Here is a 26,042-nt window from a genome sequence, read left to right as displayed (position 1 = left end):
CAAGAGGCCCGGCGCAATCAGCACCGGGCGCTTCATCAATGAACAATAACGCTTTAATAGTAAGGCGAATAGCACTGCTGACGCGCACCGCTATAGGTCACGAACGTATTGCTATAGGAATCATAGCTGCGGTAGCGACCAGCGCACCAATCGTAATGGCGCGGATTGATGCCATTGCTATAGGCGGGCGCAGCGGGTGCCGGGCGTGGCTGCGAGGCGATGGCGCCACCAATCAGCGCACCGGCGGCAAAGGCTGCCAGCGGATACCAATGACCGTCATGATGACGGCGATAGCCGGGGCGCGGGCCATCGTAACCCCGGTAGCCACGGTAATAGCCACCGCCTCGTCCATAACCATCGTCATAGCCGCGCCACTGAACCTGTTCCACTGGAACAGCAGATTGCGCCGTCGGCTGTAAAGTGTTCAGAGGCATGGCGTCGGCGGATATAAAAGAGGTTGCCAGAACTGCCAATGCCGTACCGGCCACTGCAATGCGCTTGGTAAGGGTCATGATCGTCGTCTCCATATGATCAATAGAGATAGGGAGGGGAAGCTCGCCTGTCCAGATCACGTCTCATCACACTTGTTGGACACATGATACGGAACGGCAATACTTGCCCTTATTGCCCTCACCCTAGCCAGGTGCGGATGAACCGGCGATTAATACATCTGCCACTCGCCTGTCCGCTGTCAGACAAGCCTCGCGAAACGCAGCCGGCCTAAAGCTTGGGAAAGTTTCTTTTAACAAGCATCCGGTAATTTACTTGTATCCGGTCATTCACTTGGGCGACAGCCAATGCGGCAGCTCGTCATCCTTTGTGTGGAGAGTGCGTTCGATGTCCAAACTGAGATATTATGCGGCCCCCAAAACGACGGCTCTCGAAAACAAGCCTCCCAAGGCCGTCCACAGCGAATTCCTGCGGACCGGCAAGATCATCCGCGACGAGGATGACTGGCTGGCCGACGAGAAGCGCTATCTGACCCACGAGGAAGTGGCAGTGCGCACCGCACGGCGGCTGGAAGTGGCGGCAGAGACCACCCATCAGCGCATCAACGGCTTTCACAAGTCCATCCGCTTTCCCAAACTGTTGTTTCATCAGACACTTCAGGATATTCCGCATCTGGGTTACTGTCATGTCACGGCATCGAGGTCAAATTTCGCCCAATATGCCGATGTGAAATGGGCTTTCTACTTCGCCAATTTTAATGCCGAGGTCGGCGGCGAGGATAGTTTCTTCCGCAAGATCACCCCGCAATATGGCCGGATGTATTTTGCCGTGGCGCTAAAACCCGACAGGGCCAAACGCGCAATGACCGTGGATCGCTCGATCCGCGAAGACGGCCTGCTGTTTCGCACCAGCGATCCGAAAGTGGCGCTGAAAAACGTGCTGCTCTTGGGCGCGCGCACCTCGGCACTGCGCAAGATCATCGCCAGCATGTGACACAAGCGAGGCCTGATCCTTCGGATCAGACCTCGATTTCAACATCGCCTGTCGGGCGTGAACAGCAGGCAAGGATGTAACCTTCCTCGATTTCGTCATCGAGAATGCCGCCATTGTGGTTCATTTCCACGTCGCCCGACAGCTTCATCACCCGGCAGGTGCCGCAGAGGCCGGATTCGCAGGCGGCACCGATGCGCACGCCGATAGAGCGGGCAGCTTGCAGCACGGTAAAGCCCGGCTCGCACAGCGCTTCCTTGCCCGCCAGCGTGAAGGCGACCTTATGCGGCTTCACCTCGCCCGTGGGATCGGCCACCACCACCATCGGCTCTGGCGCGACCGGCTGGAAGGTTTCCTCGTGGTAGCGGCTCATATCGAAACCGGCACCGGCCAGCGATTCCCGGACCGTTGCCATGAACGGTTCCGGCCCGCAGCAAAACACCGTGCGGTCCAGAAAATCCGGTGCCAACAGGCCGATTTTCGCCTTGTCGATAAAGCCGCGCAGGCCCGACCAGAGCTGTGAGCGCTGCAATTGCTCGACAATGAAGCCAAGCTGGAAGAAGGGCAGATAACGGGCCTTATATTCCAGTTCCCAGCGGAAAATAATGTCGTCAGGCGAGCGGGCGCAGTGGATGAAGGCGATGTCGCTATCGGGCTGGCGGTCGGCCATGTCGCGGGTCATCGACATCATCGGGGTAATGCCGGAGCCTGCCGAGATGAACAAATATTTCTCGCCCGGATGCTTCACATAGGAAAAATCACCGAGCGGCCCGAAGGCCTTGATCTTCATGCCCGGCTTGAGGTTTTCAAACATCCAGCGGGTGCCGATACTGTCCTTCTGCGCCTTGACCGTGACAGCCACCGTATAGGGCCGCGACGGGCTGGAGGACAGCGTATAGGTGCGCATCACAGGCTCCGGTCCAACCGGCAGTTCCAGCGTCACGAACTGGCCAGGCAGATAGCGGAACCAATGGCCCGGCCGGTCCGGCTTGAACGTGAAGGTCATCACGTCAGGCGCTTCCGGCGTCCAGGCGACGCATTCCAGCAGATGCTCCCGGTCCGACCAGGGCCGCATCTCATCGACATGCCGATAGATCTTGTCCACCATGGTCACGCGACGACCGACAAGGGGGATTTCTGCGCGGATTTATCGCCCTGCAAGCGATCCACCATGAAATTCGCATACCATTCGACGAACTGCATCACGCCGCCCTCATGATCGGGCGAATAGGGGCCGGGCTCGTAAGCGGGAGAGCGGATGCCGAAGGCATTTTCCTCGACAATCGACCGGTCCTGGTCGTTGGTCATGTTCCATACATGGGTGAGGTCGTGGAGATTGTAATCCACGCCTTCCACCGCATCCTTATGCACCAGCCAGGTGGTGGTGACGGCGGTTTCCTCGGCACTCAAGGGCAGAACGCGGAAGGTGATAGCGTGGTCGCCAAGCAGATGGTTCCAGGTGGTCGGGTAGTGGAACATCAGCATCGTGCCGATATGGGAGATGGTCACATCATCCGACAGCGGGCGCTTGACGGCCCGCTTGCCGTCCATCGTATAGCTTTCAGCATCCTGCACCAGCGGCATTCGGGCGACACGGAACTGGCCGCTCTGATGCATGGTGAAGGCGCTGGGCAGGTTAGCCGCCTCGCAACGCTGCCAGTGCTCAGTAATCACAGGATCATCGCCCGCGCCTTGAACACCGGTGGCGCTTGGCGCTTCCGGGTAGGTGCGGCACAGTTCCGGGTGATTGCCGGCGCAATGGTAGCATTCCCGGTTGTTTTCCCAGACCAGCTTCCAATTGCCCTTTTCGACAATGGTGTTGCGATGGGCAATCTTGGCTTCGCTGAGCCGGTGCGGCTGAAGATAGGGCAAGGCTGTGGCGCGGAAGCTGGCAAAATCCTCCGGCACCTCTGCCAGACAGACGAAGATATAGCCGCCAAAGCTTTCGCAGGCGACCGGCTTCATCCCATGCTGGCTCTTGTCGAAATCCTCGCCCATCTGGCGGGCAAACACCAGCGAGCCATCCAGATCATAGGTCCACTGGTGATAGGGACAGACGAGCTTGGCCGACGCGCCACGCTCCTGCGTGCAGACCCGGTGGCCGCGGTGACGACAGGTATTATGGAACGCACGGATCACTCCATCGCGCCCGCGCACGACCACGACAGGATAATCACCGATCTGCACGGTAAAATAATTGCCCGCTCTCGGAATTTCGCAATCATGGCCCATGAACAGCCAGTCACGATACCAGATCAGCTCCATATCGAGCTTGAAGTAATCTTTGTCGATATAGAAGGGCTGTTCCAGACTATAGCCTTCGCGGCGATTTTTCAGCTGGCGCAGAACGGTGCTGTGAATATCCATGATACCCTCGTTTTCCAACCGGCGCGGGAGCATCGAAAGAAAGGGGACATACCCGCCTACCTGCGACAGCACAGCGCGACCTATGCCTCATAACCCGCCCATACCTTCAAACCTCGATTCTAACCCATCAATCAGATCAGAACCATTGTTTTTCAGAGGATTTGAGCTTTTTCCCATCTAGCCACAAGCGCGCCACCCACGCCGCCTTGGGCTACGACATCGCAGATATGGATTGCGACATGGGGTGATTTGGGTGGGGAGTGTATTGGGGGGATAGGATTGCGGCCGCCTTAACATCCGCAAGATAGACATCACGAGACCGGCAAATATCAGCAGGCTACCCGCAACGACAAGACCCGCCAATCCGATAGCATCGGATAGCGAGTCAATTGTTGCCATTTTTGGGAACGTCATCAGCGCATTATAGCGGCATCAAAAAACGCCCCGACGTTTCCGCCCTTCACACCACCCTCACGCCGCATAGGACATGCCGGAATTCCCGGCACCGCGGCCAATCTGGAACTGCCCCAGCAATTGGCGAAGCTTGTTGACCTCACCGGCCAGTGATGCACTGGCGGCAGTAGTTTCTTCGACCATGGCGGCGTTTTGTTGGGTCATCTGGTCCATATGGTTGACGGCGCTGTTGACCTGGGTGAGGCCCACGGATTGTTCCTGCGCAGAGGTCGCGATGGCATCCATGTGGCCGTTGGCGGTGGAGACGTAATCCTCGATGGTCTTGAGGACATTGCCCGTATCACGCACGAGCGTAACGCCATTGCCCACTTCGTCGGAGGAATTGCGGATCAGTTCCTTGATTTCCTTGGCGGCCTGCGCGGAGCGTTGCGCCAGTTCGCGCACTTCCTGTGCGACAACCGCAAAGCCCTTGCCCGCCTCGCCTGCACGGGCGGCTTCAACGCCGGCGTTCAGGGCCAGAAGGTTGGTCTGGAAAGCAATTTCGTCAATCACCCCGATGATGTTGGAGATCTGGCTGGAAGATGCCTCGATGCGCTGCATGGCATCGACGGCGTTGGCCACCACCTGGCCGGATTGACGCGCGGCTTTGTTGGCCTCGATCACCACGGCGCGGGCTTCTTGGGTGCGCTTGGCCGAGTTGGAGACATTCACGGTGATTTCATCCAGCGCGGCAGAGGTTTCTTCAAGGGCTGCCGCCTGCTGTTCCGTGCGTTTAGAGAGATCACCTGCGCCAGACGCAATCTCAGTGGAACCGTTATTGATGTTGCTGACAGAGTCGAGGATAGCGCCCATGGTTTCACCCAGCGTGCGCACCGATTGATTAAAGTCCTGCCGCAGGCTTTCAAACTCTTCTGAAAAGGCTTCGCGCAGCTCAACCGTCAGATCGCCGCTGGCCAAGCGCCGCAGACCTGCGGCCAGACCGGAGGTTGCAATCATCAAGCGTTCGCGGGCATCTTCCTCGGCCTTCAGCTGCGTCTGGATACGCTCCTGTTCGGCACGGCGGCGGTTGGTTTCCGCCTCTGCCTCCAGCTGGCGCTTGGCAACGGCATCTTCGCGGAAAACCTCAACGGCATCGCACATCAGGCCAATTTCATCGCCCCGTGGGCCAAAATCCGCCCTACGGCTTGTATCGCCCGAGGAGAGCCTGTTCATGGCTTCAACCAGCAATTTGATCGGTATCACCACGGTGCTGCGCAACACAAAGGCCGTTGCAATCAGCACCAGCACAATCAGGATCTGGATCGTGCCATTGATGGTCTCGGAGCGTGCTTCCGTCGCTTGAAGAGAGTTGCGGGCATCCGTCGTTACCTTGCGGGACGCCGCAACCGCGCTTTGAATGGACTCGTTGAGTTTCGAGGTGATTGGTCTGGTATATTGGTCACGGCGGGCGGTCAGCGCGATGAGGTCCTGACTTTGTTGCGCCCGCTGCTCTTTGACGAAATCCTTGATCTTGATGGAAGCCGTTGCGTAGTCGCCGAGACCTGTCGAAATGGCCTGCAACGCGCTCGGATTTTCAGCAACGCGCATCGCCTCTTTCAGACTGTTTTGACCGTTGAGGGCTGATTTATTGACCGCGGCCAGCTCGTCATCCACCTCCTTGACGGTGGGTGCGAGCATGATGTTGCGTACACCGCTCTTCATCTCCACAAATGCTTTCTCGCTGGCACTAATACCATCGAGAACCGTCTGCTCACGCGCGACAATGTCCTGCGCTGCCTTGATCGTGCTGTTCGTCCACTGCTGGTTGGCAACCATGCCCACAACCATGGCCACGCCAAGCCCCGAGGCAATGTAGATCTTCTTTGCGATGGTGATATTTGATAAAAACGACATTGTCTCTCCCCGTATAGGGCTTTCCGCCCCCACCCATGATGACAAAAGCTAGCCCCGCGACTGCGACCACAGACGAACGGTGCGATGCGTGAAAGACCCGCAAAATCAGAAAATCACAGCATAGAGATATCCGCTGGCCCCCAGCCAAACGGATCATCAAACGCACATGATGGTTCAAGGCCGATAGAGCCTCTTTGCCGATTTGCCGTTGCGGGCTGGCTCTCATTCCATCCGGACAACAGGGTGCCTGCATTGTCATAAAGCAGGCCACTCAATTTCAAGAAACGCTCAAAACGTGCAGATGCATCTGCAACAACCCAATATTGGAAACATTAACTTAAGCATCTCTTAATTTAATGCACTCAAAACAGGAGATGCTAAATTATTTTGCACTTATAACGTTATTTGCTGCGGGAGCGATGCGCAGCAAACTGAATACCCTCTGAAATGAGGACGTATCGCGATACAGAAGAAACAAGCCGCAAATATCCGGGCGAATAGAGTTTCGTCGGGAAAAATTGGCAACCGGTCTTCTCGAAAAGACAACCGAAACAAAGAAACCTAAAGTCTGTCAGGTTCAATCTGAACCTGACAGACTTTAGGTTGGCACATCGACTTTTCAGCCTGATGCTATAGGCAATTGCTCTGTTACCCGCCGTTTAAGCGGGGGTTTTACAGTCTGTTCAAGAATTGCTGCTGGCCTGGCGAAAATGGTGATTTTGAGAACCGGAACGGAGCGTACTTAACGTACGTGAGTACAAGCATTCCAGGAAAAGTGCGAAGCGGTTTTCCGTTTGGAAATGCGAATGAAGCAATCAAGCGCAGAAATTGCCATTTGCAGACGGCCAGCGGCGATTCTTGGATAGACTGTTACATCACACCACATGCGGCTTGTAGATCAGCCAATCCTTCGGCACATAGCTGTTTTCTGTCACGCCATAGAGCGTCACCGTATCGCCACCGGAGGATTTTGAGGCCGTGAGGGCGCGTTCAGAATAGCTCATCAGATCGAAGGCATTGGGGGCCTGTTCGGAAAGGCAGATGCCGAAGGACATGGTGAGTGCGGCGAGTGAGCCGTTAGAGCCGGCATTGACCACGGCGGTGGCCTTCAGCTTGACGCGGACTGCGTTGACGATGCGGCTGATTTCGTCCTGGTCGGAGGTGTAGAACAACAGGCCGAAACGGCTGCCGTCGAAGCGGCAGGCGAGGTCGTCCTTGCCGGCCACGGCCTTCACCACCTTGGCGATCTGCTTGATGAAGCGCTCGGTCACCGTCGGGCCAAGATGATCGGCAAGCTTGGCGAAATCGTCGATTTCACCGACCGCCAGACCGCACAGCGTCGGCAGGGCCGGATTGGCATAGACCTTTGCCAAGGCTTTATTAAAGGCACGGCGGCTGCCCATGCCGGTCAGCGGATCGACGAATTTCGCCTGTTCCACCTGATCGGCCTCGCGCTGCACATCGGCGAGCTGCTCGGTCTTTTCCACCACGGTTTTGACGACATTGCTGTTTTCGGCAACGCGCTGGTCGGTGGCGGCTTTCAGCGCCTGGATGGAGCGGCTCAGTTCCGGGTTGCCGAGGTCGGTGTCGGTCAGGATGCCCTTGGTGGCATCGCCAATCAGGCGGCCATAATCGGTCAGCGACAGTTTTTCCTGGTTGAGCAGACTGATGAAGCTGCTCATTTCGGCACGTACCTTGTTATTATGACGGGCCAGAAGACCGTCTTCATGGTGATGGGGCAGGTATTTGCGACCGAGCGCGTCCAGCGCATCCTGGGTCTTGACCTTGCCGAGCGCAATGAACTCGCGCACCAGATCCGGGTTGCTGCCGGAATAGGCTTCATAGACCAGTTCGTAATTGCGTGGCAGACCCTCGATCCCCATCTGATGCATGGCTGTCGCTACACGCAGCGCAATGCTGGAGGCCGGATTTTTCATAGGCTGCATCGGATGCTTCCCCACATCGAATCATTGATTGAACGCAGAGTAGCGCGACACTTCTTTCTTTCGGTTACAGCTGTATTTAAAATTTTATGGATTGGTGAAGAGACTGTGAAAAGCAGGCCTGCAAGATGGAGGCACGTTCATAAAAGTCATTTGCTCCGGGGGCCGGGTCAGGCTATTTCACCGGGGAAACAGCGGTAATCAGGCAGGCATGGCACAGCGTCTCTCCGTCATCACATCCCCCGAACCGGCCATCCGCGCCGCCCTGCCCCTGCTAGAGGCCGGGGAAGTCATCGCAATGCCGACAGAAACCGTCTATGGCCTGGCGGCGGATGCCACCAATCCGCAGGCCATCACCCGGATCTATGAGACCAAGGGCCGCCCGCAGTTCAACCCGTTGATCTGCCATGTCGCCGATCTCGCCATGGCAGAGCGCTACGGCGTCTTCGATCCCTTGTCGCGGCAATTGGCGGAGCGGTTCTGGCCGGGGCCGCTGACGCTGATCGTGCCGCTTGCCCCAGACTGCGCCATACATCCGCTGGCAACTGCCGGGCTGAACACGGTTGGCCTGCGCATGCCCCTGGGCTTTGCCGCAAGGCTGATTGCCGCCTTTGGCAAGCCGCTGGCCGCCCCCAGCGCCAATACGTCGGGCAAGATCAGCCCGACAACGGCTGACCATGTCGAGGAAGATCTGGGGGCGAAAATCCCACTGATCCTCGATGCCGAAGCGGCAGGCGTCGGGGTCGAATCCACCATCCTGAAAGTGGAAGACGGCCAGATCCGGCTGCTGCGGCCCGGCGGGCTTTCCGTTGAAGCGGTGGAAGAGGCGACAGGATTGCGGGTGATCCGCCCGCAAAAGGCGGGCGCGATCATTGAGGCGCCGGGCATGTTGGCCTCCCATTATGCCCCGGAGGCTGCTGTCCGGCTGAATGTAACCTCGGTTTATGCCGATGAGGCGGTGATCACTTTTGGCTCCGCCGTCCCGCAAGGGCTTGAAAAGGCTGCCCTCGTGCTCAATTTGAGTGCAGATGGCGACCTCACTGAAGCCGCCGCCAATCTGTTCAGCTTCATGAAACGGGCCGATGCCAGCGGCGCTGCCCGCATTGCCTTCACCGCCATTCCCACCCATGGGCTGGGAGATGCAATCAATGACCGGCTGGAGCGAGCCGCTGCACCACGATGATGGCTGCACCACGTGATGATGGTGTGCGGCGATAGAATAACAAGGACGAGACGCCATGACTGACATGCCCCTTTCCGCCGCCCTGCTCGAGCGGTTCATCGCCATTGTCGGCCCCACCAATGCCTTGACCAATCAGGCTGACATCACCCCCTATCTCACCGAAAACCGTGGCCTTTACCATGGCGCCTCACCACTGGTGCTGAAGCCCGGCTCCACTGAAGAAGTCTCCAGAATCCTGGCACTGGCCAGCGAGACGAAAAGCCCGATCGTGCCAGTCAGTGGCGGCACCGGTCTGGTTGGCGGACAGGTGCCACGCGACAATTCCAGCGATATTCTTCTGTCGCTGGAGCGGATGAACACGGTGCGCGAGGTTGATCCGGTCGGCAATGTCATCGTCGCCGATGCGGGTTGCATCCTGGCCGATATCCAGAAGGCAGCCGCCGACGTCAACCGGCTGTTTCCGCTGTCGCTCGGTTCGGAAGGCTCCTGCCGGATCGGCGGCAATCTCGCCACCAATGCCGGCGGCACCGCCGTGCTGGTCTATGGCAATATGCGCCAACTATGCCTGGGGCTTGAAGTGGTGCTGCCAACCGGCGAGATCTGGAATGGCTTGCGGCGATTGAAAAAGGACAATAGCGGCTATGACCTGCGCGACCTGTTTATCGGCGCGGAAGGCACGCTTGGGGTAATCACGGGTGCCGTGCTGAAACTCTATCCGCAACCCCTTGGCCATGAAGTCGCCTTCGTCGGGCTGAAATCGCCGGTGGAAGCTTTGGCGCTGTTTGAAAAGGCCGGTGCGCTCTGCGGTCCGGCACTGACCGGCTTCGAGCTGATCCCGCGCATCGGCATCGACTTCACCAGCCGTCATATTCCAGGCGTGCGCGATCCGCTGAGTTCTGCCCATGAGTGGTATGTGCTGATCGATATCTCCACCTCCGATGCGGCGGAGACGGCGAAAACCATACTGCATGACGTGCTGGAACAGGGCGTAGAGGCCGGGCTGATTGAAGATGCCGTGGTCGCCGGTTCGGTCGCCCAGCAAAAGGCGCTCTGGCACATGCGCGAAAGCATGTCGGATGCGCAAAAGCCGGAAGGCGGCTCGATCAAGCATGATATTTCCGTGCCAATTGCCCAGGTTCCGGCCTTCATGCGGCAAGCGGAAGAGGCGGTGCTCGCCGCCATGCCTGGCGCGCGGGTCTGCGCGTTCGGCCATCTCGGCGATGGTAATATTCACTATAATATCAGCCAGCCGGTCGGGGCAGACAAAGCGCAGTTCATCAGTCGCTGGCGCGAAATCAATAAGGTCGTGCATGATATCGTCCGCGCCCATGGCGGCTCGATTTCCGCCGAACATGGCGTCGGCCAGCTGAAACGCCAGGAATTGGCGCAGACAAGGCCGGACATCGAAACCGTATTGATGACCCGCATCAAACAGGCCTTCGACCCGGCTGGCATCATGAACCCCGGCAAGGTGGTGCCCGGCTGATGGCGGACACAGTGCCTTCCCACGACGATCCGCACCCGGCATCAGACAAGGTGCTGTTTCGGATCGATCTGGCCAATGGCGCACGGCTTGGACCGGGCAAGGTGCAATTGCTGCGGCTGATCGGCCAGCATGGATCGATCCGCTCGGCGGGGGCTGCCATGGGCATGTCCTACCGCCGCGCCTGGCTTTTGGCCGACGAAATCAACCGGATGTTTAGGGAGCCGTCCATCGCCACCCGCCACGGCGGCAAAAGCGGCGGCGGCGCTGTTCTTACACCCTTTGGTGCGGCCCTGCTGGCGCGGGCGCAAGCCATGGATGCCGCTATCCGCAACACACTGGCTGAGGACCTCGCCTGGCTGGAAGCCATGGCGGCGAAGCCTATGCCAACGTCCGGGTGATGGAGACGCATACCCGCTATCGGTCATTGCCATTTTATACCGAACAACAAAGCTACCGCAGGCAAAGTCTAAATTTTCGTCAGCGACCTCAGTCAACTGATCCAATATCTCTTCTATATTCGTTCTTTTCACTTCAATGCAATTGATTATAAATCATAACTACACTTCAATTATCAAAAACCTCACTTCACCTCGAACCATTCGAATGATAAATCATCGGACAACAGAGGGGGATTGTAATGGGCTTGCTGAGAACATTGACTGGAAAACTCCGCGATACCGAAAATATGGAAACTATCTCCCAATCGCTTCGCGATGCCGGGCGCGAGGACGAAATTAACTTTTGGCGCGAGTTTTGCCGAAGCGAGAGGTTCATCGATAACTTTTGCGTCCGTGAACCTAACCCTGAAATTGATGCGGATGTAGAGCTGTTCATCAAAGGATACGCGGTTGCACAGAATGTGCACGGTCTTGTGCCGAAGGTGCTCGACATCGGGTCAGGTCCAGTGAGCATGTTCTCGCGTAGCTTTGCCGGAGAGAAGGTCGAGTTGCACGCGGCAGACCCTCTCGCAGATGATTATATCACGCTATGGGACCCGACCAAATATACGGGGCTCGTTCTGCCGGTGGCGTGTCCTGTCGAGGAACTCAGTCAGACGTTCGGCGCTGATGAGTTCGACGTCACGCATATTCGCAATGCGCTCGATCACGTCGCCAATCCTTTCGTCGGATTGAACGAGATGTTGGCTGTGACCAAGCCCGGAGGCTTCCTGATCGTCCACGGCTTTGCCAACGAGGCAGTCGAAGAGCAATGGCAGGGTTTCCACCAATGGAACCTGTGCTGGGCGGAAGGCAACGATTTTACTGTCGGCGGAAAGGATGGTGTAACCCATAGCCTCGCGCAGTTCTTCGGCAAACGGGCAAGGATCATGCGTCCATGGATGCGTTTCCCGAAAGAGGGTAAAGCGTTGTGTGGCTTCATCGCCCAAAAGACTGCGGTCTGAAGAACAGGTTCTGGGCAAAGCTAAGAAAGCCAAGGCCGTAAAGATCACCGAGGCGCTACAAAGGGGCAAGATCGCTACCAATTCAGCGATCATTTCCCTGTGCCGCCTCACGATAAAGACCTCCGGCATCCACCGAGACCGCCTTGAACAGCACTGAAACCGGCTTGCCGGGTGCCAGATCCAGGGCGGCCAGCGAGCGGCGGGTGATTTCGGCGTCGATGACCTGGCCGGAGCAGTCGACCCTGACGACGATGCCGGGGCCTGTCTCGAAAATCGCCTTCACCCGGCCTGACAAGCGATTGAGGGTAGAGAGCTGGCCTGTCTCGCCTGTCGCCAACACCAGATCGCTGGCGGCAATGAACAGGCGGATCGGGGTGCCGACCGGTAGATCGGCATATTTCAGGTAGAGCGGACCCGCAGGGCTTGTTGCCAGCGTCAGGCCTTCCTCGCGGGCGTGGCCGCTGACCTCTGCATGCAGGAAGCTGCCGGGGCGGCTGTCGCCGAGCCTAGGGAGATGAAGCAAAGCACCCTCGCCTGCGTCCACCCTTGCTGCGCGGCCTTTGCTCATCGTGACCACCCGGCTGGCCAGCCGGGTGACTTCCTCAACCGCATGGCTGACATAGAGGATCGGCACCCCCGCCTCATCGCGAATCCGCTCGATATAAGGCAGGATCTGTGCCTTGAGGGCGGCGTCCAGCGCCGAGAGCGGTTCGTCCATCAGCAGAAGTTTCGGGCTGGCCATCAGGGCGCGGGCAATGGCCACCCGCTGCTTTTCTCCACCCGACAGCCCATTAGGCGCACGGTCCAGCAAATCGGTAATCCCGAGCAGATCGCAGATCCGGGACAAGTCTTCGCGCCGTTCGGCTTTCGGGGTGAAATACCGGCCATAGGTGAGATTGGCCCGCACGCTCAAGTGTGGGAAAAGCCGCGCCTCCTGGAAGACATAGCCGATCCGGCGGCGATGCGGTGGCAGGAAAGTGCCGTTTTGCGCATCGCTCCAGACCCTACCGTCGAAGGTGATCCTTCCGTGATCGGGGCGGATCAATCCGGCCACGGCATTGATCATCGTGGTCTTGCCCGATCCGGATGGGCCAAACAGTGCCGTCAACCCCGGCCCCAGTTGAAGATCAGCTTCAAGGTCAAACGTTCCCTGGCGGTGGCGGATATCGATTTCCAGCATCAGCCCGCCATCCGCACGGTCAACCGCCGGGTCAGCAGCTCGGAGGCAAGCAGCGCCAGCAGTGACAGGACGACAGAGACCAGCGTCAGCCGCAAAGCCCCGGCATCGCCGCCAGGCACCTGGGTATAGGTGTAAATGGCGGCGGACAGGGTCTGGGTTTCGCCGGGAATATTCGACACGAAGGTAATCGTCGCGCCAAACTCACCCATTGCCTTGGCAAAGGCCAACACGGCACCAGCCGCGATACCAGGCAGGATCAGCGGCAGGGTCACGGTGAAGAACACCATGATCGGCGATGCGCCGAGCGTGGCTGCTGCCGTTTCCAGCTTGCGGTCCACCCCGTCCAATGACAGGCGGATGGCACGCACCATCAAGGGAAAACCCATAATGCCGGAGGCGAGCGCCGCCCCTGTCCAGCGAAAGGAAAACACCAGGCCGAACCATTGATCCAGAAAGGCGCCGACCGCGCCGCGCCGCCCAAAGGTGATCAGCAGCAGATAGCCGGTGACAACAGGCGGCAGGATCAACGGTAGATGCACCAGCCCGTCCAGCAGGCTGCGGCCTAGGAAAGAGGTGCGCGACAACAACCAGGCCATGCCGATACCAAGCGGCAGCGAGACGGCAACAGCCGTCAGCGCCACTTTCAGGCTGAGCAGGATCGCGGTGATTTCATCAGCGGAGAGCGCGTCAATCATGGCTCAACGGGCCACAGGTCGACAGGATTTGTCAATTGATCTTCGCCAACACCGTAAATCCGGCAGTCCGGAACACATTCGAAGCTGTCACCGATTGCAGATAGGCGAGAAACGCCTTGGCATCGGGATTGGTGGAGACCTTCAGCACCGCGGCTGGATAGACGATGGCCGGATGGGAATTTTCCGGGAAACGGTCGAGGATCTTCACGCCTGGATCAACCCTGGCATCTGTTTCATAGACAATGCCGAGCGGCGCTTCCTGACGCGACACCAGCAGCAATGCGGCGCGGACATTATCGGCCTGTGCAACCTTGTCCTTGACGCTTTCCCAAACGCCGAGATTTTCCAGCGCCGCTTTGCCGTAGACCCCGGCTGGCACGGAGGAAACATTGCCCATGGCCAGCCGCTCATCCCCCAAAAGCCCGGCCAGATCGAAACCAGGGGCAATTTTTGTCGTCACCGTGGAAGAAGACGCCCCCACCAGCACGATCCGGTTGCCCAGCAGGTTGACACGGCTGCCGGGCACAAGTTCGCCGCCCTTGTCGAGATGGTCCATCCAGTTGAGGTCAGCGGAGATGAACAGGTCGGCGGGGGCGCCTTCATCAATCTGTTTTGCCAGCGCCGAGGAGGCGGCGAAGGACAGCTTGACCTCCCGACCGGTCTCGGCTTTCCAGTCATCGGCAATCTTGCTCATCGTTTCTTTCAGGCTGGCGGCGGCGAATACCGTCAGGCTACGGTCGGCGGCAAACGCCTGGGGAGCGACAAAGAGCATCAAAGCCGTCAAGATTACTGGCAGCCGATCCATGATTGTTGTTCTGGCTTTGGCCATCATTTCCCAACCCACTTGCATCTCATGCTCCCTTTTGCTCGATATATCTGATGGGATATATCGAGTGCGACAGACGAGAGCAAGCGGGAACGACTGTATAAATCCCCTAAATCGGAAGGATCTAGGGGATTTACATAACAGATAGCGTAGTCTTTACAGGCTGTTGACAGATTCCAGCAGGCTGGCACTGATACCGCTGGTCGAGGAGCTGCCACCCAGAATGGTCAGCGCGGCATTGGCCGAGGAACCGGTATTGTTCTCCAGATCGTACATGGCCGTAAAGCGTTGCAGGAATTTCTTCTGCTTTTCAGGATCACTCAGATCCTTCAGGTCCATTTTCTTCTCGATGACCTTTTTCTGCTGCTCGATATCCATATTGCTCATGTCGCTGGGCAGACTATAGGCGGTGCGGAACACTTCCAGCAGCGCTGTATCGCCGAGAATGTCATAGGCCGAGGTAATGGTCGACGACATGCGATCCCAGTAAAGGGCAAGGCGCACACCCTGGTCGCTTTCGCCCTGTTCGTTTTCAAGGGTCTGGTGCAGATAGAGATTTTCGGTGTTAAAGGTCTCACTACGGTTCTGCACACCATCGGCATTTTCCTGGGAAATCTTGCCGCTACTGTCAAAATTATAGGAGGCGACGAATTTCGCATAGCCCTCGTCGGCCTGGGTGTTGGCAAAGCTCTTCGGATCGGTGAGATCAGATGAAAACAACTGCTTGAGCATGTCGTCGCTGACATCTTTCGGGTCAAGCCCCTGCGCTGTCAGGGCAAAATCCACCAGTTTGCGATCCTTGAGCAAATCCGTGACGGATGACACCTTGACGATGTTTTCCTGGTAATATTTGGAATCCTCCTCCGCCGCGGTCTTGGCGTCGGTCTGCTCCTTGCCTTCGAGAAAGCGGGTCTTCTGGACGATATAATCCTTGGCCACTTCGGTAATGGTGCGCTCCGATTGGGCCAGAAGCGGCACGTCAGCGGTCCCATCCTCCTTGAAATTGAAGGCGGAAGCCAGGCTGATCAGCCGCTCATCCCGGGTCTTGTTGGCATAGCTCTTGGGATCATTCATATCGCTGGTCAGAACCTTTTTCAGGTCCGCCTTGGAAAACTCGTCCGTTTCGATACCATAGGCCTTCATCACCATATCGTAGATTTTCTCATTGCCGAGCAGGTCATCAACCTTGGTAATGGATTTCATCTGCGTGGAATAATAGGTGGTCAGGGAACTGAGATTGGCCTGGTCCTCGTCATCGTAATTGGTCATGTAGGCAGTCGCCGTCTGGGAAAGCTGGGTCTCGCTCTGGGCGTTACCCGCGGTGGCATTACCGCTGGTGTCGAAGTTAAACATCGCGGCGATCTTGGCGTACTCTCCCTTCACCTTGCCCTGGGTATTGGCATAGCTGTTGGCATCGTTGAGATCGCTGCTGACGATGTTCTCAAAGGTGGATTTCAGTGTGTTCTTGTCCATGCCAAGGGCAGTCTTCACATAGCTGAACAGCCGCGAATCCCCCGTAATATCCGAGGACTTGGTGACGGTAGCAATCTTTTCCTTGTAGTAGGCGGCTTCGCGCTCGGCCTGGTAGGCGGTCTCGGTGCTGGGGACTTCCTCCAGATAAAGATCTTCCATCGCCGTTTTCTGATCGGAGGTCTGGGCCGTGGCATTTTTCAGCGAACCGTCGGTATTGAAGGAAAATGCTTTGGCGATATTCACGTAATCCGACTTGTTGGTGGTCAGCGTATTGACGTAACTGGTACTGTCGTTGACATCGCTGGTCAGGACCTTTTTCAAATGGTCGGTGGAATAATATTTGGTGTCGAGCCCATAGGATTCGAGCACGAATTTGGTCAGGCGGCTGTTCTTCAAGAGGTCATCGACATTGGTGACCTTGTCGATGGCGGAATCGTAATATTGCACCTCTTCCTTGGCATCGTCGCCTTCGGTGACAAGCGATTGCTTGTAAAGGCCAATCACATCCTCTTCCTGCTTGTCGGTCTGAATGTCAGCGGTCTCGGCGGAAAAATTGAAGGACCGGGCAAAATCGCGATAACGGTCGTCGGCCAGTTTGTTGGCATAGCTGTTTTCGTCGGACAGATCGCTTTCCAGCACCTTTTTCATGAAGGCCTTGGCATAGGTCATGTCTTCCAGGCCGTTGGCCTTCATCGTATATTGGTAGAGCCGGTCGTCGTTCATGAAGTCGTCGACGGTTTTGACCTTGCCGATATTCTCCTGGTAATATTTCTGCTCGCGGGCCACCTCAGGCTCCTGAGACACACGCTTCAGGCTCGCTTTCATATCGCGATTGACAAGATCATAACCGATATAAGTAGACACCATGGCACTGCGTTCCTCGATAAGCTCCAAAAGCGCTGCCCGCCACGTCCCTGGCTGCAACGCCCTCAATCACCGCATGACCCTGCCCCTGACCACCCCTGGCCGGTTGCGTCATGCGGATGTCGGGTAACCCATCATGGCCTACCTGCCTTGCTCCTGGCTTTTGCCGCAAGGCAGAATGGCGTCAAGCCAGAGATACTCACAAGCCCGTCGCCCGCCGCATTCCATTCGCGGCATTCACACTACAACCTGCCAAACACAACCCGAAAGCAATTTTATGGCAGTTCTACACGTATCGTAACATTCACCGATCATACCAATAAAGGTTGGTGACCGACGCAGGTTGTCGTAGCATTATCATTCAAACATAGTAGAATACTCTTAACTAATCCTTCACAATTTTACAAAAGCCGTTCACCAAATCGAAACCGTTAGCGCTGGCAATTCGATAACCATCTGGAACGGCAAAGTTTTCTTAACCGCGATTTTTAAGCGGTCCGGAACCCGGCAAGGCTATCTTTGGCCTCAGAGGACGAAAAGTCCCAGTGAAAAGAGCAGATGCAATAACGGCTCTCAGGTAAAACAAGGGTAGTAAGATGACGAACACGGTTATGAAGCCCGTCTGGGCTGGAGCAACGTTTCGACTGGAACCATCACGGTTTCCGCAACATGTGACTTATACGTTGCGCGATGCTTCCGGCCCTGGTGCTTCCGGAAATGTCTCCGTTACACTCGACGAGCGCGGTGCCGTGCTGCGCAAGATCCTGCCGGCCAGCGGCTTGCCAATGTCCTTTGCCCTTCCGGCCCGGGCTTTCAAAGGGATTGCCGCCCGTGCCATCGACCATGGCAATGGCGAAGTGACCGTGACGCTGGAACTGCATCACGCTGATCCGGATCTGTGCATTCCGCTGCTGGTTGCCCATGATCTCTGCGATATTGCCGCCGATTGGCGCAGCTGGGCTGAAACCTTCCGCATTCCGATGCTGATGGTCGAGGCCGATGGTGTTGCCCGGCCACTGGAAGAGCATCTGGGCGAATTGCGCGCCGAACCGCCGCGCAGCCGCCGCCGCCATTCCTATTTCGCAGAGCGCCGTCCGCGCTTCCTGGTCCGCCGCACCACCGGTTCGCTGGGTGTTGCGATGAAAATTTCCGGCAAGGAAATCATCGCCCGCCGTTAATAGAACGGTTGCCGATACGTGAATATTTTAACATGGCTCGCCGGAAAAGGCGGGCCATGTTTCGTTTTGAGGCGACGCACCCCGGAAAATGTCCTCCGCCATGTCTGAACGTTGGCGGCAATTATGCCGCCTCGGCGCGCTCAACCTCGACAGTCACATGGGATAGAGCGGCAATCTGGGACAATTTTTCACGGTACCAGGCTGGAGATTGCGGCTCGCGCGCCACCAGCGAAACGATGGCGCCGTGATGACCGGGGCCCAATTGCCAGACGTGGAGATCGGCAATATCGACCCCCTCCGCTTCGATCACCCGGCGGATAGTGCCGGAGAGGTCTTCGCCATCCGAGACATGATCAAGCAAAACCATGCCGCTATCGCGCATCAGGCCGAAGGCCCAACTGCCGATGACCAGCGCACCGACCACACCGATCAGCGGATCGAGCCAGAGCCAGCCGAAAAGACTGCCAAGCAGCAATGCCGCTATCGCCATCACCGATGTCAACGCATCCGCCAGCACATGAATATAGGCGGCGCGCAAATTACGGTCGCCGCCAGCATGGCTGCCGATGGCTTCTGAATGGGCGTGATGGCCGTGCTCGTGATGCCCATGGTCATGTTTATGCCCATGTCCATGCCCGTGATGATGATCTTCCTGAAGCAGCAGCGCGCAGACCAGATTAACGGCCAGACCGATAATCGCGATGACGATGGCTTCGCTAAAGTCGATGGCGACCGGCTGAAACACCCGCCAGAGGCTTTCCCAGGCAATGATAACAGCCACGAGGCCGAGAAAGATCGCGCTGGAAAAGGCGGCCAGATCACCAAATTTGCCGGTCCCGAAGGTAAAACCACTGTTATCAGCATGGCGCCGCGCCAGGCTATAGGCCAGCGCCGACACAAAAATCGCCCCCGCATGGGTGGCCATATGCCAGCCATCCGCCGTCAGCGCCATGGAGCCGAACAGATTGCCCGCGACGATTTCCACCACCATCATCACCGTAGTCACGCCAATCACAGCCCAGGTACGACGCTCATTGCGCTGATGGTTTCGGCCTAAGAAGACATGGCTGTGGCGATTGCCCGACCCATGCGGATGAGCATGACCCTCTTGCCCGTGTGGATGGTGCTCATGAGGGTGATGCTGATGAGAATCGTGGCCGTGAGACGTCGGGTCCGGGGTCATTTCAGGTAGCTCCTGATCACGTCGATAAGTTCGTCGGCGCCTTGATGACGCTCGGATGCATCGAGATTTTCGGCAACGATATGTTCGCGGATATGCTCTTCGGCCAGTTCGGTCATCAGCCCGGTCAGGGCTCCCCGCACCGAGGCCGTCAGGTTCATGATATCGCCGCAAGGCTTTTCAGCCAGAAGCGCGGTTTCGATGGCCTCCATCTGTCCCTTCATCCGGCGGATGCGGGCGAGAAGCTTGGCCTGGTGTTTGATTGTGTGACTCATAGCATAGGGGGGTACCCTATTTTGACATGGAATGCAAGAAGGTTCTTATATTCCGCAGCCGTCGGGCCGAGTGATCAGGCGAAGGGAATAGCAGCAACCAGACCGATGAACAGGATCAGCCCGACCTTGCCATTCAGCTTGAACAGCGCATGGCATTGCAGCGGATTATGGATATCCAGCACCTTGATCTGGTAGCCGAGCAGAACCAGCGCCACAAGCAGTCCGAGATAGGCGGGGAAACCGGCACCGGCCAGCACGAAGGACAAGGCCAGCAACAGGCCCATCGCGCCGTAAAATCCGGTGAGCCAGATCTTGGTGTCCTCGGCAAACAGCCTTGCGGTGGAGCGCACACCGATCAGGGCGTCGTCCTCCTTGTCCTGATGGGCATAGATCGTGTCATAGCCAATGGTCCAGACCACGGCGGCGACATAGAGCAGCACGGCCGCCAAAGACAGCGACCCTGTCAGGCCCGCCCAGCCCATCAACCCACCCCAGGAAAAAGCCAGACCAAGGAAAAACTGCGGCCAATCGGTAAACCGCTTGGCGAAGGGATAGATCACCACGATGGCCAGCGACGCCAGCCCAAGCAGGATGGAAAAGCCGTTGAAGCAGAACAGCACGGCAGCGCCCACCACCAACTGCGCGACGATGAACAGCTTGGCTTGGCCCCGCGTCACCCGCCCGGAGGGCAAGGGACGCGAACGGGTGCGGGCCACCTCCATATCGATCTTCTCATCGACCAGATCATTATAGGTGCAGCCAGCACCGCGCATGGCAACGGCGCCAACAAAGAACAGCAGGAGGTGGGCGATGAAGGTCCAGACCGGCAGCGCGCCGTTGGAGGCAAGAAAATTAGCTGCCAGCGCCGATGACCAGAAGCATGGCCACATCAGCAATTCCCAGCCGATTGGCCTGTCCCAGCGGGCCAGCTGCGCATAGGGCCAGACCGCCCGTGGCAGCAGGCGGTAGACCCAATTATCAGAAAGCGCGTCCTGGACGCGGGCGGTGGTGTCGCTGGCGGTGCTCATGTCTGACGTGATAGCCCAAATTCGCGACCAAGAAAACTGTCCTTAAGCCTTGGCCAACAGACACCCGCTCGTTCAGAACAGCACCTTTTCCAAGGGCGCACGCAACGCTTCCACCGCCCTCAGCGCCTCTTCACGTGCGGCGATATAGTCGCGATTGTCGGGTACGCTCATCCGCTTCTTGGTGATTTGCAGTTGGAAAATGAAAAAATCCTCATGGGTGAAGGCCATTTCGGAGCCTGCGAGGTAAAACTCCCACATCCGCACGAAGCGTTCGTCATAAAGCCGCGCCGCCTCTTCGCGGCGTGCCATGAACCGGTTTCGCCAATGGCGCAGCGTATGCGCGTAATGCATCGGCAGAATTTCGCAATCGGCCACCAGCAGGCCGGATTTTTCGATGGCCGGAAGGACTTCGGCAAGCGAGGGAATATAGCCGCCGGGGAAGATATATTTCTCGAAAAACGGATTGTTGTAGAGCGCCGGATAAGGCTGGCCGATCGAATGCAGGATCATCACCCCATCATCCTGCATCAACTCGTGGACCTTGCGGAAATAATGCCGGTAATGGGTTGGGCCGACATGCTCGAACATGCCAACCGACACCAGCCGATCAAAAGGCTGAGACTTCAGTGTGCGGTAATCCTGCAAGTCGAAACGCAATCTGTCACCGAGACCGCGCTTGCGCGCCCGTTCGCGCGACACCTTCAACTGTTCTTCACTAAGCGTGATACCGCTGACATCGACCCCGCAGGTTTCCGCCAGATAGATCGCCATGCCGCCCCAACCGGAGCCGATTTCCAACACCCGCTGGCCGGGCTCGGCCATCAGCTTTGCGGCGATGTGGCGTTTCTTCGCCAGTTGCGCCTCTTCCAGCGAAATGCCCGGCGGATTGAAATAGGCGCAGGAATATTGCCAGTCTTCGTCCAGAAACAGGTCGAACAGCTTGGCGCTGAGATCGTAATGGTGGGCGACATTGCGCCGGTTGCGATTGACCGGCAAAGCCCCCCGCGCTTTCGCCGCCACCACCCGCAGCAGGCCGCGCCAGACCATCGGAAAGGTCAGGTCGGAGACCAGCGTATTGGTTTTCACCAGCGCCAACAGATCGTAAATATCGCCTTTTTCGAAGGCCATCCGGCCCTGCATGTAGATCTCGCCCAGCTTCAGCTGTGCGTCACGATAGATCTCGTCTTCCGCCTGGTCATCGAAGAAATGGATCGCAATCGGCGATCCCGAACCATCTCCGAAACGCTGCGTCTGGCCATCGGCCCCGATGACCTCCAGCGTGCCTTTTCGGATGATTCTCGTCAACATGCCACGAAGAGACGATGCCATTGACACCTCCTGAAAGGAAAGAGATTGCCTGTCCGCTAACGGCAACCCTATCCTCTCCAATGGCGCTGACAAGTATGCTTTTGTCACATAATCTTCAAAAACCCAGGGAACTTTTCCGAAAAGCAAAACACGCGTTCACCTCAGGATGTGCGCGTGTTTTGTGTTCCCGCAATAGTTTACAGTCCATCGGATCGAAAAACGGACATCGGTTTGCGGGCGAATGCTGGTGAGGCGTTATTTCTTACGCATCGCCTCGGCCAGTGCCGCACCCAAGCCACCCATCGCGGGCTTTTCATCACGGGCCGGTTTCGGGTTGGCATTGCGCATAACCGCCGGGCCGCGATTGTCGCGGGCGGATGGCGGCGGGGCTTCGCCACCATCCTTGCGCATGGTCAGGGCAATCCGCTTGCGCTTCACATCCACTTCCACCACCCGGACCTTGACCACATCACCGGCCTTGACCACCTCATGCGGGTCCTTGACGAACTTGTCGGCCAGTTGCGACACATGCACCAAGCCATCCTGATGCACGCCGATATCGACAAAGGCCCCGAAGGCCGCGACATTGGTGACAGTTCCTTCCAGCAACATGCCGGGTTTCAGGTCGGTGATTTCCTCCACCCCATCGGCAAAGGTGGCAGTCTTGAAGCTCGGGCGTGGGTCACGGCCCGGCTTTTCCAGCTCGGCCAGAATGTCCTTCACCGTGGGCAGACCGAATTGCTCATCAACGAACTGGCGCGGGTCCAGCCCTTTCAACAGACTGCTGTCACCCATTAGCGTGCGCAGATCCCGCCCGCAGGCAGCAACGATTTTCTTGGCAACCCCATAAGCTTCCGGGTGAACAGACGAAGCATCCAGCGGCTCCTTGCCATCGGAAATGCGCAGGAATCCGGCGCATTGCTCAAACGTGCGCGCACCCAGCCGGGCCACTTTCAGCAATTCCTTGCGGCTGGAAAACGGACCGGTCTGGTCACGATGCGCAACGATTGCTTCGGCTATTGAGCCGCCGAGACCCGAAACCCGCGCCAGCAGCGGAGCCGATGCGGTGTTGAGATCGACACCCACCGCATTAACCGCATCTTCAACCACGGCATCCAGCGAACGGCCTAGACGGCCCTGATCGACATCATGCTGATACTGGCCAACGCCGATGGATTTCGGATCGATTTTCACCAGTTCCGCCAATGGATCTTGCAGACGACGGGCAATGGACACGGCCCCGCGCAAGGAGACATCGAGATTGGGGAATTCCTTGGCGGCCAGTTCCGACGCCGAATAGACCGACGCCCCGGCTTCCGAGACGATGACCTTGGTGGGCTTTTTGCCAGTCGCGGGCAATTGCGTCAGCATATCGGCCACCAGCTTTTCCGTCTCGCGGCTGCCGGTGCCATTGCCGATGGAAATCAGATCAACGCCATGCTTGCGGATCAAGCCCGCCAGTTCGGCCTGCGTGCCGCGAATGTCATTCTTGGGTGGGAAAGGATAGACGGTCGTCGTCTCCAGCACCTTGCCAGTGCCATCGACCACAGCGACTTTCACGCCGGTGCGGATGCCCGGATCAAGCCCCATGGTGGGCCGCGAACCAGCAGGGGCTGCCAGCAGCAAATCCTTGAGATTGCGGGCAAAAACGTGAATGGCCTCTTCCTCGGCCCGCTCCCGCAGATCACGCATCAAATCCAGCGACAGCGACATGGACAGTTTTACGCGCCAGGTCCAGCCAGCCACCTCCATCAGCCATTGATCGGCGGGGCCTTTTTGGCCGATCTGATAAGCTGACGCAATCATCCGATGGGTGGGCTTGATCAGTGAAGTGTCGTCCTTATCCGCCTCGATGGCCAGCGTCAGAATTTCTTCGTTCCAGCCACGCAGCATGGCCAAGGCCCGGTGGCCCGGCACCGTCGCCCATCGCTCGAAATGGTCGAAATAATCGGCGAATTTCTCGCCAGACGCCTGTTTGCCATCGACCACCTTGGCATAGAGAATGGCCTTGTCTTTCAAATAATTGCGCAGGCTCTTCAACAGGTCGGCATTTTCCGCCATGGCTTCAGCCACGATATCGCGCGCGCCTTCCAGTGCCGCTTTGACGTCCGCCACTTCGCCCTTCACATAGGCCTCTGCCAGCTTGGCCGGATCGCTGGTACGATCCTCCCAAATCGCATTGGCCAGAGGCTCCAGGCCTTTTTCGCGGGCGATTTCGGCGCGGGTGCGGCGCTTGGGCTTATAGGGCAGATAGATGTCTTCCAGCTCGGCCTTGGTGGTGGTGCGGGCAATCTTGATGGCCAGTTCATCGGTCATCTTGTCTTGCGAGGTGATGCTGTCGACAATCGCCTTGCGGCGCGCACCAAGCTCCCGCAGATAGGTCAAACGCTCGGCCAGATTGCGCAATTGCGTATCATCCAGCCCACCGGTGACTTCCTTGCGGTAGCGGGCGATGAACGGAACCGTAGCACCGCCATCCAGCAAATCCACCGCAGAGATCACCTGATCGGCTCGGGCATTGATCTCGCTCGCAATCAGTGCGGCAATGGATTTGATATCGTCGGCCATGAAACTTCCTTCTTGATCGTGCGGCGCGCACTGTAGCCAGCCAATCGGGCAACACAACAGCCAAGCAGCGCGACTCCACAGGAAAGCCGCCAGAAGATCAACCTGTGGGTTAACCATTCCGTCAGGAAAACACACACCGAATAAGGTTAACCATTTATGACCATTCACTTTTTCTCCGCTGCCCCTATAGTTCGAAATGGAGCAGGCACACCCTGCCAGGAACAGGTCAGCGATGAATAAAAGCCAATATATCCAGAGTCTTGACGGGTTGCGCGGCCTTGCGGCCTTTGCCGTGGTGCTCTCGCATATGCCCTTGCTGCTTGACGTCAGCCTTCCGGCCCTAATGGTCGGCGACCCCTCAGTGGCGCTGTTCTTCTCGCTCAGTGGCTTCCTGATGGCCCATCTCTACGGCACAAAGCCCTTCACCCGCGCCAGTGTGGCCGATTATCTCGTGCATCGCTTCGTGCGGATCTATCCGGTCTATCTGGTCGCTGTGCTGCTGGTCATCCTGCTGTCGGCCATTCCGGCGCTGCACTATATCCAGCCGGTTACAGGTCTGGTGGAGATCTTCCGCCATATCGCCATGATCGGCTCCAGCGGCGTGTTCTGGTCGGTGCCACCGGAAATCCAGTTCTATCTGTTTTTCCTGCTGCTCTGGCTGTGTTTCGAAAATCCGGCCAAGCGCCCCGGCCTTTGCGCGGCCATCGCTGGTGGGTTTGCCGTCGCCATGTATCTCGGCTTTCCCGGCCCCGGCATCGTGCTGCTGTCGAAAATTCCCTATTTCCTGTTCGGCGCTCTGGCAGGCCGGGTGTTTTCCGCTGGCTATTGTCGGCCCGCAACGGCGCTGTCCGGTCTCGTGGTCCTTGGGCTGATCGCCCTGTTCTTTCTCGGCCAAAGCTTTTATGCCGCCGCCAATGCCTTCTGGGGCACGTCAACGGCGCTGATTGCCACAATCATCGTCTATCTGGCCGCCTGTGAAGCCCCGATCTCCAAAGCGGTGCTGGCCTCGGCTCCGCTGCGCTTTGCGGGGCGGATCAGCTTTTCGCTCTATCTTTTTCACATGCCGGTCAGTTTCCTGACACTCACGGCGCTACGGCATGCATTTGACACCGCCCTTCCCGGCTGGCTTGCCGCCCTTGTGATGATTTTTGCCAGCCTTGCAGCGGCAACACTCAGCTATAGCGTGATTGAAAAACCTTCCCGCCGTGTCTTTCTCGGCCTGTGGAAGGCACGTTTTCCAGCCTTGTCCTCCGCAACGGGCAAACCGGACATTCCCGCTGCCACGCACCTTTCCTCTTGACCTTTTCGGCTGCCCGCCTTAACCGCCGGGCAGGTTTTC

General features: G+C 57.8%; 21 protein-coding genes. 7 read left to right on the top strand and 14 right to left on the bottom strand.

Annotated elements, in window-relative coordinates:
* Positions 1 to 53: 53 nt before the first annotated feature.
* Entirely contained in the window at positions 54 to 512 is a 459-nt protein-coding gene (locus AVCG78_RS01820) for a BA14K family protein (protein ID WP_015915118.1), read from the bottom strand.
* Positions 513 to 837: 325 nt separating this feature from the next.
* Between AVCG78_RS01820 and AVCG78_RS01815 the strand changes: the two genes are divergently transcribed.
* On the top strand, positions 838 to 1,443 hold the full coding sequence (locus AVCG78_RS01815; RefSeq protein ID WP_071202547.1) for a DUF6656 family protein: 606 nt from the start codon (positions 838 to 840) through the stop codon (positions 1,441 to 1,443).
* Positions 1,444 to 1,468: 25 nt separating this feature from the next.
* Here the strand turns inward: AVCG78_RS01815 and AVCG78_RS01810 are convergent, their stop codons facing one another.
* The 4 genes from AVCG78_RS01810 to AVCG78_RS01795 all read right to left on the bottom strand — a co-directional run bounded on the left by AVCG78_RS01810 (position 1,469) and on the right by AVCG78_RS01795 (position 8,060).
* A complete protein-coding gene (locus tag AVCG78_RS01810) occupies positions 1,469 to 2,548 on the bottom strand; it encodes a hybrid-cluster NAD(P)-dependent oxidoreductase (RefSeq protein WP_071202545.1) in 1,080 nt (359 codons plus the stop codon).
* Positions 2,549 to 2,550: 2 nt separating this feature from the next.
* The gene (locus AVCG78_RS01805; RefSeq protein WP_071202543.1) at positions 2,551 to 3,807 is read right to left on the bottom strand and encodes an aromatic ring-hydroxylating oxygenase subunit alpha; all 1,257 of its coding nucleotides are present in this window, start codon (positions 3,805 to 3,807) and stop codon (positions 2,551 to 2,553) included.
* Between the two features lie 471 nt (positions 3,808 to 4,278).
* Complete coding sequence (locus tag AVCG78_RS01800; protein WP_071202541.1) at positions 4,279 to 6,114, bottom strand: methyl-accepting chemotaxis protein; 1,836 nt, start codon at positions 6,112 to 6,114, stop codon at positions 4,279 to 4,281.
* 875 nt (positions 6,115 to 6,989) lie between these two features.
* Positions 6,990 to 8,060, bottom strand: coding sequence for a GGDEF domain-containing protein (locus AVCG78_RS01795; RefSeq protein ID WP_015915113.1), 1,071 nt, complete (start codon positions 8,058 to 8,060; stop codon positions 6,990 to 6,992).
* 208 nt (positions 8,061 to 8,268) lie between these two features.
* Between AVCG78_RS01795 and AVCG78_RS01790 the strand changes: the two genes are divergently transcribed.
* From AVCG78_RS01790 to AVCG78_RS01775, 4 genes are all read left to right on the top strand, one after another.
* Entirely contained in the window at positions 8,269 to 9,240 is a 972-nt protein-coding gene (locus AVCG78_RS01790; protein WP_071202539.1) for an L-threonylcarbamoyladenylate synthase, read from the top strand.
* Positions 9,241 to 9,295: 55 nt separating this feature from the next.
* Positions 9,296 to 10,726, top strand: coding sequence for an FAD-binding oxidoreductase (locus AVCG78_RS01785; RefSeq protein ID WP_071202537.1), 1,431 nt, complete (start codon positions 9,296 to 9,298; stop codon positions 10,724 to 10,726).
* Positions 10,726 to 11,124: a winged helix-turn-helix domain-containing protein gene (locus AVCG78_RS01780; RefSeq protein WP_071584984.1), complete on the top strand. Its 399-nt coding sequence runs from the start codon at positions 10,726 to 10,728 to the stop codon at positions 11,122 to 11,124. The genes AVCG78_RS01785 and AVCG78_RS01780 overlap by 1 nt, the downstream gene beginning before the upstream one ends.
* Before the next feature lie 239 nt (positions 11,125 to 11,363).
* Positions 11,364 to 12,128 (top strand): class I SAM-dependent methyltransferase, encoded by a 765-nt coding sequence (locus AVCG78_RS01775; protein ID WP_139191238.1) that lies wholly within the window; start codon positions 11,364 to 11,366, stop codon positions 12,126 to 12,128.
* A gap of 82 nt (positions 12,129 to 12,210) precedes the next feature.
* Here AVCG78_RS01775 and modC read toward each other — a convergent pair whose 3' ends face one another.
* The 4 genes from modC to AVCG78_RS01755 all read right to left on the bottom strand — a co-directional run bounded on the left by modC (position 12,211) and on the right by AVCG78_RS01755 (position 17,169).
* Positions 12,211 to 13,308 carry a molybdenum ABC transporter ATP-binding protein gene (gene modC, locus AVCG78_RS01770; protein WP_409065468.1) on the bottom strand — a complete coding sequence of 366 codons (1,098 nt, stop codon included), beginning with the start codon at positions 13,306 to 13,308 and terminating at the stop codon, positions 12,211 to 12,213.
* Positions 13,308 to 14,003, bottom strand: a complete 696-nt coding sequence (gene modB, locus AVCG78_RS01765) for a molybdate ABC transporter permease subunit (RefSeq protein ID WP_071202529.1) — start codon at positions 14,001 to 14,003, stop codon at positions 13,308 to 13,310. Before modB ends, modC begins: the two co-directional genes overlap by 1 nt.
* Positions 14,004 to 14,034: 31 nt before the next feature.
* A complete protein-coding gene (modA, locus tag AVCG78_RS01760) occupies positions 14,035 to 14,853 on the bottom strand; it encodes a molybdate ABC transporter substrate-binding protein (RefSeq protein ID WP_081355428.1) in 819 nt (272 codons plus the stop codon).
* 132 nt (positions 14,854 to 14,985) lie between these two features.
* The gene (locus AVCG78_RS01755; protein ID WP_071202922.1) at positions 14,986 to 17,169 is read right to left on the bottom strand and encodes a DUF1217 domain-containing protein; all 2,184 of its coding nucleotides are present in this window, start codon (positions 17,167 to 17,169) and stop codon (positions 14,986 to 14,988) included.
* A gap of 593 nt (positions 17,170 to 17,762) precedes the next feature.
* On the opposite strand from AVCG78_RS01755, the gene AVCG78_RS01750 reads away from it, so the two are divergent.
* On the top strand, positions 17,763 to 18,344 hold the full coding sequence (locus AVCG78_RS01750) for a DUF6101 family protein (protein WP_015915105.1): 582 nt from the start codon (positions 17,763 to 17,765) through the stop codon (positions 18,342 to 18,344).
* Positions 18,345 to 18,465: 121 nt separating this feature from the next.
* Here the strand turns inward: AVCG78_RS01750 and dmeF are convergent, their stop codons facing one another.
* The 5 genes from dmeF to AVCG78_RS01725 all read right to left on the bottom strand — a co-directional run bounded on the left by dmeF (position 18,466) and on the right by AVCG78_RS01725 (position 24,703).
* Complete coding sequence (gene dmeF / locus AVCG78_RS01745) at positions 18,466 to 19,527, bottom strand: CDF family Co(II)/Ni(II) efflux transporter DmeF (RefSeq protein ID WP_071202527.1); 1,062 nt, start codon at positions 19,525 to 19,527, stop codon at positions 18,466 to 18,468.
* Complete coding sequence (locus AVCG78_RS01740) at positions 19,524 to 19,799, bottom strand: metal/formaldehyde-sensitive transcriptional repressor (protein ID WP_071202526.1); 276 nt, start codon at positions 19,797 to 19,799, stop codon at positions 19,524 to 19,526. Before AVCG78_RS01740 ends, dmeF begins: the two co-directional genes overlap by 4 nt.
* Before the next feature lie 74 nt (positions 19,800 to 19,873).
* Complete coding sequence (ubiA, locus tag AVCG78_RS01735) at positions 19,874 to 20,827, bottom strand: 4-hydroxybenzoate octaprenyltransferase (protein ID WP_071202524.1); 954 nt, start codon at positions 20,825 to 20,827, stop codon at positions 19,874 to 19,876.
* Between the two features lie 72 nt (positions 20,828 to 20,899).
* Positions 20,900 to 22,156, bottom strand: a complete 1,257-nt coding sequence (locus tag AVCG78_RS01730; protein WP_071202522.1) for an SAM-dependent methyltransferase — start codon at positions 22,154 to 22,156, stop codon at positions 20,900 to 20,902.
* Positions 22,157 to 22,390: 234 nt separating this feature from the next.
* Positions 22,391 to 24,703, bottom strand: coding sequence for a Tex family protein (locus AVCG78_RS01725; RefSeq protein ID WP_071202520.1), 2,313 nt, complete (start codon positions 24,701 to 24,703; stop codon positions 22,391 to 22,393).
* 232 nt (positions 24,704 to 24,935) lie between these two features.
* Here AVCG78_RS01725 and AVCG78_RS01720 point away from each other — a divergent pair, with 232 nt between their 5' ends.
* Positions 24,936 to 26,003 (top strand): acyltransferase family protein, encoded by a 1,068-nt coding sequence (locus AVCG78_RS01720; protein ID WP_071202518.1) that lies wholly within the window; start codon positions 24,936 to 24,938, stop codon positions 26,001 to 26,003.
* Positions 26,004 to 26,042 lie beyond the last annotated feature (39 nt).

This window comes from Gillisella vitis, assembly GCF_021559775.1.
GTDB lineage: Bacteria > Pseudomonadota > Alphaproteobacteria > Rhizobiales > Rhizobiaceae > Allorhizobium > Allorhizobium ampelinum.
This window is presented reverse-complemented; position numbering and strand designations above follow the sequence as displayed.

What these genes read in the sequence shown, in the direction of transcription:
- AVCG78_RS01820 (WP_015915118.1), bottom strand. Translation starts at nt 512, where the DNA reads ATGACCCTTACCAAGCGCATTGCAGTGGCCGGTACGGCATTGGCAGTT.
- AVCG78_RS01815 (WP_071202547.1), top strand. Translation starts at nt 838, where the DNA reads ATGTCCAAACTGAGATATTATGCGGCCCCCAAAACGACGGCTCTCGAA.
- AVCG78_RS01810 (WP_071202545.1), bottom strand. Translation starts at nt 2,548, where the DNA reads ATGGTGGACAAGATCTATCGGCATGTCGATGAGATGCGGCCCTGGTCG.
- AVCG78_RS01805 (WP_071202543.1), bottom strand. Translation starts at nt 3,807, where the DNA reads ATGGATATTCACAGCACCGTTCTGCGCCAGCTGAAAAATCGCCGCGAA.
- AVCG78_RS01800 (WP_071202541.1), bottom strand. Translation starts at nt 6,114, where the DNA reads ATGTCGTTTTTATCAAATATCACCATCGCAAAGAAGATCTACATTGCC.
- AVCG78_RS01795 (WP_015915113.1), bottom strand. Translation starts at nt 8,060, where the DNA reads ATGCAGCCTATGAAAAATCCGGCCTCCAGCATTGCGCTGCGTGTAGCG.
- AVCG78_RS01790 (WP_071202539.1), top strand. Translation starts at nt 8,269, where the DNA reads ATGGCACAGCGTCTCTCCGTCATCACATCCCCCGAACCGGCCATCCGC.
- AVCG78_RS01785 (WP_071202537.1), top strand. Translation starts at nt 9,296, where the DNA reads ATGACTGACATGCCCCTTTCCGCCGCCCTGCTCGAGCGGTTCATCGCC.
- AVCG78_RS01780 (WP_071584984.1), top strand. Translation starts at nt 10,726, where the DNA reads ATGGCGGACACAGTGCCTTCCCACGACGATCCGCACCCGGCATCAGAC.
- AVCG78_RS01775 (WP_139191238.1), top strand. Translation starts at nt 11,364, where the DNA reads ATGGGCTTGCTGAGAACATTGACTGGAAAACTCCGCGATACCGAAAAT.
- modC (WP_409065468.1), bottom strand. Translation starts at nt 13,308, where the DNA reads ATGCTGGAAATCGATATCCGCCACCGCCAGGGAACGTTTGACCTTGAA.
- modB (WP_071202529.1), bottom strand. Translation starts at nt 14,003, where the DNA reads ATGATTGACGCGCTCTCCGCTGATGAAATCACCGCGATCCTGCTCAGC.
- modA (WP_081355428.1), bottom strand. Translation starts at nt 14,853, where the DNA reads ATGCAAGTGGGTTGGGAAATGATGGCCAAAGCCAGAACAACAATCATG.
- AVCG78_RS01755 (WP_071202922.1), bottom strand. Translation starts at nt 17,169, where the DNA reads ATGGTGTCTACTTATATCGGTTATGATCTTGTCAATCGCGATATGAAA.
- AVCG78_RS01750 (WP_015915105.1), top strand. Translation starts at nt 17,763, where the DNA reads ATGACGAACACGGTTATGAAGCCCGTCTGGGCTGGAGCAACGTTTCGA.
- dmeF (WP_071202527.1), bottom strand. Translation starts at nt 19,527, where the DNA reads ATGACCCCGGACCCGACGTCTCACGGCCACGATTCTCATCAGCATCAC.
- AVCG78_RS01740 (WP_071202526.1), bottom strand. Translation starts at nt 19,799, where the DNA reads ATGAGTCACACAATCAAACACCAGGCCAAGCTTCTCGCCCGCATCCGC.
- ubiA (WP_071202524.1), bottom strand. Translation starts at nt 20,827, where the DNA reads ATGAGCACCGCCAGCGACACCACCGCCCGCGTCCAGGACGCGCTTTCT.
- AVCG78_RS01730 (WP_071202522.1), bottom strand. Translation starts at nt 22,156, where the DNA reads ATGGCATCGTCTCTTCGTGGCATGTTGACGAGAATCATCCGAAAAGGC.
- AVCG78_RS01725 (WP_071202520.1), bottom strand. Translation starts at nt 24,703, where the DNA reads ATGGCCGACGATATCAAATCCATTGCCGCACTGATTGCGAGCGAGATC.
- AVCG78_RS01720 (WP_071202518.1), top strand. Translation starts at nt 24,936, where the DNA reads ATGAATAAAAGCCAATATATCCAGAGTCTTGACGGGTTGCGCGGCCTT.